Here is a 6,414-nt window from a genome sequence, read left to right as displayed (position 1 = left end):
CACGTCGAGGTCTTCCAGATGGGCGGCGTAGGAACCTCCATCATCGGGAGACCTCGACCTCTATCCGGACACCGACGCACCGCCGACGCCCACCGCCGACCGCTACACCCTCGATTGTGAAGAGCCGTGAATGTCGCGTGGCATCGCGCCCAACGCACTTGCGCCCATCAGTCATCGCGGTGCCACTGGCAGCGCCCGCTGGAGCGGAATGTCCGTCCAGGCGCGGGCCCGGGTCGTGGTCGACGAGGTGCCGCCTGGTTCAGATGCGCCCCAGTGCGCCGTTGTTTTATTGCATCAAGGCGACAGTACATGTATTTTAGTTACGCGCTGGATCTGTGTGTCCAACACGCACAACCCTTCGACCGTGGATGATGACGAAAACGTCGAACATGGCCGTCGGTCGCGTGTGTGCTGGCATGCAGGACCTATTTCACGATGACGATGTCATTCCGCGACGCCGCACTCCTCGTGTTTATGTACGTGCGGAGCGCGATCGGCGCCCATGCCCCAGGTCTCGGCGTGTCGTGCCCGGTGGCAGATGTCGGACGAGCCAGCGCACCCACTCCGGCGGGGCGCCTAAGGTGCATCCCGCCGCCGAACCCACAGGCGGTGACACCCTTGAGTAAGCAGGAGCCAGCGACGATTCCACCTCGCACTGAGGATCGTGTAGAGGCCACACGCGATATCGATCGCATATCCGTAGAAGAAGGCCTGGCACTATTGGCGGCCGAGTTCCGTCGCGCTTTCGACGCCTTCGAGACCTCTGCGGTGAAGCTTGCCCCGCTCGTTGAGGCAGTCGTCAGCCGCACCAGGCGCGGCGGAAGTGTCCATCTCTTCGGCGCAGGCACATCTGGTCGCATGGCTGCCCTCGACGCTGCGGAGATTCCTCCGACATTCGACGTTTCTCCCACGCTGTTCCAGGCCCATATTGCCGGGGGTGAAGCGGCACTGACCAGCGCAGTGGAAGACGCCGAGGACGACACCCATGCTGGCGCAGAAGCGGGCTCGCAACTGCAATCGAACGACGTGGCGATCGGAGTGAGCGCAAGCGGACGCACTCCCTACGTCCTGGCTGCTCTCGCCGCGGCGCGGACTGAGGGTGCATTCACAGCACTCATTGACTGCAACGGCACAAACCCGACCGAGATCGACTGTCATGTCACGTTGCCAACCGGGCCTGAGGCAATTGCCGGCTCTACGCGACTCAACGCAGCCACCGCGCAGAAACTGGCGCTAAACGCGATCTCAACATTGGCAATGGTCCATTTGGGTAGGACGTACTCCAACCTCATGGTGTACATGCAGCCCAACAACGCCAAACTGCGCAAGCGACTGGCACAGATGCTACGAGATATCACCGGTGCGCCAGATGCCGACATCGCCGCAGCACTTGCCACAGCGGACAACGAGGGCAGCGTCGCCCTCGCCTTGCTCGCACGCGAATGGGATCTCGAACAGGCGCGGACGGCCCTCGACGAAGGCATACCGCTGCGGGCGATCGTTGACGGCGGCGCGGCGGGTCGTATTCCGCCGATAGATGGGTTTGCTGCCCAGTCGGCGGACTAGACGTCAAGGCAGTCCACCGGGCGCATAAAGCCACCAACGTCACTATCTTCCGCGATGGCGAACTATGGTGTAGTTTAGTTACAAAGATCAGGAGTGCGACGTCGACACCATAGGTCGCCGCACATGCGGTCGTCCTGCCTTCTGGCGCGATCACCGTAGCCCTGTATCGACCCCAACAGAAGGAGTAGCCGTGCGGACTCGTAGGAAGGTCGGCCGGTTCGGCCCCATCGTCGCAGCTTTGCTCTTGGCCATCAGCAGTCTGGCCGCCATCCCCGCTTCGAGTCAGCCGACCGTAGCCGAAGACCCGTGCACTCCGAATTGGGACAATGAGAATGTCCAAGAGTGGTCGGTCCGGTACGACGGTCGCGGCGTAACCTTGTGCCAAGGCAGAGTTGGCGCAAATACTGGTGTGCTGCTGCAGATCGTCGACTTGGAAGCTGGCGCGAAGCTGCGCCTCGTGTCGGAGGCTGTAACGCTTGGAGCTCCCCCGGCAGGGGACAATCTCTTCCACAAGCGCACGGCGGAGGAATGGTTTGGTTGGATCCACAGTGACCTCACCCAGGTTCTGGACCCCGCCCGACTATTCAGCACGACCAATGCCTCGTACTTCACCGACGTATCCAGCGACGATACTATGCTTTCCCTTCCCGGGATGACTCAGCAAGAAATTCCAGGGTTTCCCTTTCCCATTCATAAGACCACATATGGCTGGGCCTATGGGTGCAATGTTGATCCTTCGTGCGAGACCGATGATCCCGCGTGGGATGCTGCCAAGCGAGCGCTCGTGATAGGGCAACCCACGGGATCCACACAAGAGGTCCTTATCAAGGAGTTTCCGACCAACTACGATGTGGACGATGTCGAGGAGGCGTTCGTTGATGGTGTTCCGGGTCTGAGATTCTTTGACGGTACTGTCGCCTTCCAGCCGCTGGATGAAGTCAGCGGGCCAGGAACATCGCGTCGTACCTTCGCGGGGACGGACGGTTCGAAGGTATACATCCTCGACACCATAGTTGGGTTCACCGTCAATGATGCGCAGGACATCATACGATCGTTCGGTTCGCTGACGGGTATCCAGCTTGACGGCGGCGGCAGTACGCAGATGTATTACGTCAACCCCGACACGCAGGGGGATGGCGGGATCTGGAGCCACGTTGGCCGAACGGTTCCCGACGTCCTAGCCGTCTACCTCGGCCCTGAGTGAAGGACTGAGATTGCCCCTGTTCCTTTGACCCAAAGGAACATTCACCCCTGAATCTGTGGGTCGCCCGACGCGAATAGGCGCAGTCGGGCGACCTTTGGTCGACCGAAGGGGCCAAACCGCTGATGTTGTCCATTGTCCTGATGTTGTCCGAGGCGCGCTCGTGAGTAATCCCAGCGAAACCATCGAACGGGTGTCGCAGGAGATGGGCACCTGCTTCGTGTCGTGCCGTCGACTGGACAGCCCAGGGTCGTTCGCCGTACGCGACCGCGACGTGGTTCCGATTGCTTCGATGTACAAGGTGCTCGTGGCGTTGGAGGTCGCAGACGCGTTCGCGTCCGGGGCGTTGCTGCCCAGCGCGAGGGTCACCGTCGGCGCGGAGCAGCATAGCGTTGGCGGCCTGGGCATGAACGAGTTCGCCCATCCCGTCGAGATCTCACTTGTGGACCTGCTCTACCTGTCACTGGCATGGTCGGACAACACGGCGTCCGACCTGTTGCTGTCCTACGTCGGTCTCGACGCGCTCCATGCTCGGGCCCGTGCTCTCGAACTGGAGACAATGCAGGTCGTGGGGGGATGCCGGACCCTGCTGCGCAACGCCGGTGAAGACTTCGGCTACCTCACCGAGACTGCCGCCGCCGCGGCCGACTGGGACCCACCCACCGACACAGCCGACCTGAAACTGAACCGGACCACACGGGCATCCATGGCCGACCTAGTCCAACTCGGCAGCCTGCTAGCCAGTGAGCAAGCCGCACAACCCGACGCGTGTCGCGTAGTCAGTGACCTCATGACGCGACAGATATCGAAGTCCCGGTTCGCCGCCGCATTCCCAGACGATTCATGGACCCGCATCTCGAAGACCGGAACCCTCGCGCCCTGGAGAGGCGAATTCGGCCTCCTGACCCGCAACGACGGCGCCCAACTCGCGCTCGCCGTCGTGCTCAGGCAACACCACGCAGCCACGCCCGATGCCATCGTCGATCAAGCCATCGCCGACGTCGCCCGCAGTGCGGTCGCAGTGATAGTGGACAACGACTGAGCGTGAGGAGTCCTTGAGACTGCCTGGCATTCCCTCGGCCCATTCCGCCACCGCCATGTCAGTCACGATGATCCGTCACGGGTTCTCTGCCGCTTCTATACCGGTGTGGTGCCCGGTTGAGGGCAGCGTAAGTAGGCCTGCTCATGTTCAGTGGGCAGGATCTGTCCGATCGTGCTGTGCAGGCGGCGGTGGTTCCACCGGTCGACATAGCCGGCTGTCGTGTACTCGACGTCGACCAGGGTCGTCAATGGGCAGTCTTGGAAGACGTCGATGGCGATGGCCTCGTTTTGTACAGGCCGATGATCGACTCCATGAGGTCGGCCGTTGTCGTAGGCGACGCCGATAGTCCCGATGGAGGGCGCGATGCCCTCAAGGGCAAGGAGCTCGGTGTACCGCAGCGAGGTGTACCGCGACCCGGCATCGCTGTGACAGACAAGAGTGCCGGGCTCGACCCCGGTCGCCAGCATCGATATCGGCCCCCTTGTCCTTCTTCGGCACATTCGCATACGGCTTGGCGTACTGGCTACGAGCTTAGCGTGAAACCCGATCGACAACTCATTTTCATGCCTCACGAGGGACACCGTTTCGCGGGCGCTCCTCCGTGAGGCGCCGAGGGTGCCTCGCGGTCAGTTTTCGTGAGTCTCGTCGAGATGTTGCAAACTACACAGAGTTGTCTTATAACCGTCAACGAATTCACTCGGGGGCTCGGTTGTAGGAGTCCGCAAGAAGTCCGAATACCTGAATCGGCAGCGCAGCATAACCGTCCGCAAACGGAGCGGTCCGGAAAGCTCGGGGCAGCCCAGCATCGTCGCCATACTCCTCGGCCCATAAACAGGCAACAAGCGCCCGAACCATAGAGACCCGAAATCGATGGATCTTGTTTTTCGCCTTGCCAAGGGCCGGATCTCTACGAGTGGGAAGTTGAAACGGTGTCGGCGCTGCGTGCGCTGATGACCTCGTCGTTCAAGATGATGTGATAGGTGTATTCGACATCGTCAGCGGTCACCGGCTGCTCGTCGTGCCACACCGTTTCGCGGAGGGTGAACGTCCAGGTCAGGCCATCATCGGAAACGCCCACTCCTCGGCAAGACCTTCGGTCGCCGTGTAATCCTCGGCGCTGTGGCGAATCAAGGGCTCATACTGCACCTGACGGAACTGATGCTCAATGAAATAGATCTGCAGGAACGGGTTCCAATTCTCAGCGGACTGGTCGGTAGCAACGAACAACCGGTTCTCCGCCGCTTCCCCATCCTCACTTGCCTGGGCCGGCAGCACGAAGAGAGCGGCCGGGACGGCAAGCGCTAGACCCGCCACCGTGCCTCGGTGCGCGACCAGAAGGTCGCCCGGCCGTACTTGCCGGTGTCGGACGACCTACTGGCGCGGATGCCTCTTGCGTCTTTGGGCCTAGAGGCAGATCAACCTAGTCCGTTAGGGGGCAAGGTAGACAGCGAGCACGTCTGGAACCTCTCGTGGGAATACCGGAATAGAGCTCTCGATGCCACCACTTTGTCCGTCAGGGGTCTCAAATTGCATCTGAGTGCTGGCGCCTCCGTCGAGTTGAATCGCCATCGACGACCCAAAGGACTGGACGATGCCATTTGCTTCTTCCAACGTGAGTTGCGCGCGCGTCGAGAGAATAAATACCTTCGAACCGGGAACCACTCCCACGAATGTGCGTCGCGCTTCGGGGTCGACGACGCCATACAAGGGCTGGAATCCTACCGTCGCGTCCCCGCGAGAGTTGCTGTAGATAGGTATTAGGTCGGACTCCGTGTAGTGGGTCGCGAACTCTTCGATCCAGACATCCTGCGAGGTGGCGCGTGCGTCGCCGATCATCAAGGCTCGCTTGAGGGCGTCCCATGCATAGTCATCGTTGTGCTTAAACGCCCAGCCAGCGGTAGGTAACGCGGCAATTTGCGTGGGTTCGTTGATAATATTGTGAATGTGGGGGAGCGATAACGCTGTTGTGTCGGCCGAGGTATCAACAAGGAATGACGCGTTGGCCACGCTGAACAGAGAGTTGGGCGACGGAATGCTCACGTTGCCTCCGATCCAGTCGAACCAACCCTGCGCAGTTCGTTTATTGAACTGCACCTCCGTATTGTACGGGTGATCATCCGAGATGCAGGGCTCGGCACACTCCTTGACCAGACGCAGCTTGGCGCCGGCTTCCAAGTCGATGATCTGTAGGTAGGCCTCAACCGGTAGCGGCTCGGTGGGGGCAAAACTCCCCAGGCACAAAGTCACGCCTCGGTCGTCATATACGGTCTGCCAGCTAGGGAGAAAATTGGACTGGTTGGGAGTGCATGGGTTCTCCTGCTGGGCGACGACCGGTTCAGCCGACGCCGGAAGAACCAGGGCGCCGACAGCCAAGAGGACCGCTGCGATAATGACCTGGAGTCGACCGGCCTTTTTGCGGATACTCATCCGTTACCTCCAACTGATTGGGGGTGCGATTCAGGGCCGCCTACGTTCCTGCGGGTGCTCGCCGTTCTCTCCTGCTCGTTGAGGCAAAGCAAGTCGGCAGTGATCGTGCTCATAAGTCAGACGGCCTTGTCCGACAACGTCATTGCCGGACCCAAATCGCTTTGTCTGGCGGCGCCAC

The 6,414-nt window shown here is 60.9% G+C and carries 7 protein-coding genes; 3 read left to right on the top strand and 4 right to left on the bottom strand.

Annotated elements, in window-relative coordinates; all coding sequences use genetic code 11:
• Nucleotides 1-609: 609 nt before the first annotated feature.
• The 3 genes from F7O44_RS20915 (at nucleotide 610) to F7O44_RS20905 (ending at nucleotide 3,809) form a co-directional block, all read left to right on the top strand.
• Nucleotides 610-1,566 carry an N-acetylmuramic acid 6-phosphate etherase gene (locus tag F7O44_RS20915; RefSeq protein ID WP_425501405.1) on the top strand — a complete coding sequence of 319 codons (957 nt, stop codon included), beginning with the start codon at nucleotides 610-612 and terminating at the stop codon, nucleotides 1,564-1,566.
• A gap of 409 nt (nucleotides 1,567-1,975) precedes the next feature.
• Nucleotides 1,976-2,770, top strand: a complete 795-nt coding sequence (locus tag F7O44_RS20910; RefSeq protein ID WP_162452200.1) for a phosphodiester glycosidase family protein — start codon at nucleotides 1,976-1,978, stop codon at nucleotides 2,768-2,770.
• 160 nt (nucleotides 2,771-2,930) lie between these two features.
• Complete coding sequence (locus tag F7O44_RS20905) at nucleotides 2,931-3,809, top strand: serine hydrolase (RefSeq protein WP_162452199.1); 879 nt, start codon at nucleotides 2,931-2,933, stop codon at nucleotides 3,807-3,809.
• A gap of 95 nt (nucleotides 3,810-3,904) precedes the next feature.
• Here F7O44_RS20905 and F7O44_RS20900 read toward each other — a convergent pair whose 3' ends face one another.
• From F7O44_RS20900 to F7O44_RS20885, 4 genes are all read right to left on the bottom strand, one after another.
• A complete protein-coding gene (locus F7O44_RS20900) occupies nucleotides 3,905-4,276 on the bottom strand; it encodes a hypothetical protein (protein WP_162452198.1) in 372 nt (123 codons plus the stop codon).
• A 440-nt stretch (nucleotides 4,277-4,716) separates the two neighbouring features.
• Entirely contained in the window at nucleotides 4,717-4,887 is a 171-nt protein-coding gene (locus F7O44_RS29735; protein ID WP_222851553.1) for an ABC transporter substrate-binding protein, read from the bottom strand.
• Complete coding sequence (locus tag F7O44_RS29730) at nucleotides 4,863-5,123, bottom strand: hypothetical protein (RefSeq protein WP_162452197.1); 261 nt, start codon at nucleotides 5,121-5,123, stop codon at nucleotides 4,863-4,865. The genes F7O44_RS29735 and F7O44_RS29730 overlap by 25 nt, the downstream gene beginning before the upstream one ends.
• 114 nt (nucleotides 5,124-5,237) lie before the next feature.
• Nucleotides 5,238-6,236, bottom strand: a complete 999-nt coding sequence (locus F7O44_RS20885; RefSeq protein ID WP_162452196.1) for a phosphodiester glycosidase family protein — start codon at nucleotides 6,234-6,236, stop codon at nucleotides 5,238-5,240.
• Nucleotides 6,237-6,414 lie beyond the last annotated feature (178 nt).

It is taken from the genome of Phytoactinopolyspora mesophila (assembly GCF_010122465.1).
Lineage (GTDB): Bacteria > Actinomycetota > Actinomycetes > Jiangellales > Jiangellaceae > Phytoactinopolyspora > Phytoactinopolyspora mesophila.
Note: the sequence above shows the minus strand (reverse complement) of the source record. Positions and strands in the feature narration are given on the sequence as shown.

Bases quoted from the DNA above. Each gene is read 5' to 3' on its own strand.
- F7O44_RS20900 (WP_162452198.1), bottom strand. From the start codon at position 4,276: ATGCTGGCGACCGGGGTCGAGCCCGGCACTCTTGTCTGTCACAGCGAT.
- F7O44_RS20885 (WP_162452196.1), bottom strand. From the start codon at position 6,236: ATGAGTATCCGCAAAAAGGCCGGTCGACTCCAGGTCATTATCGCAGCG.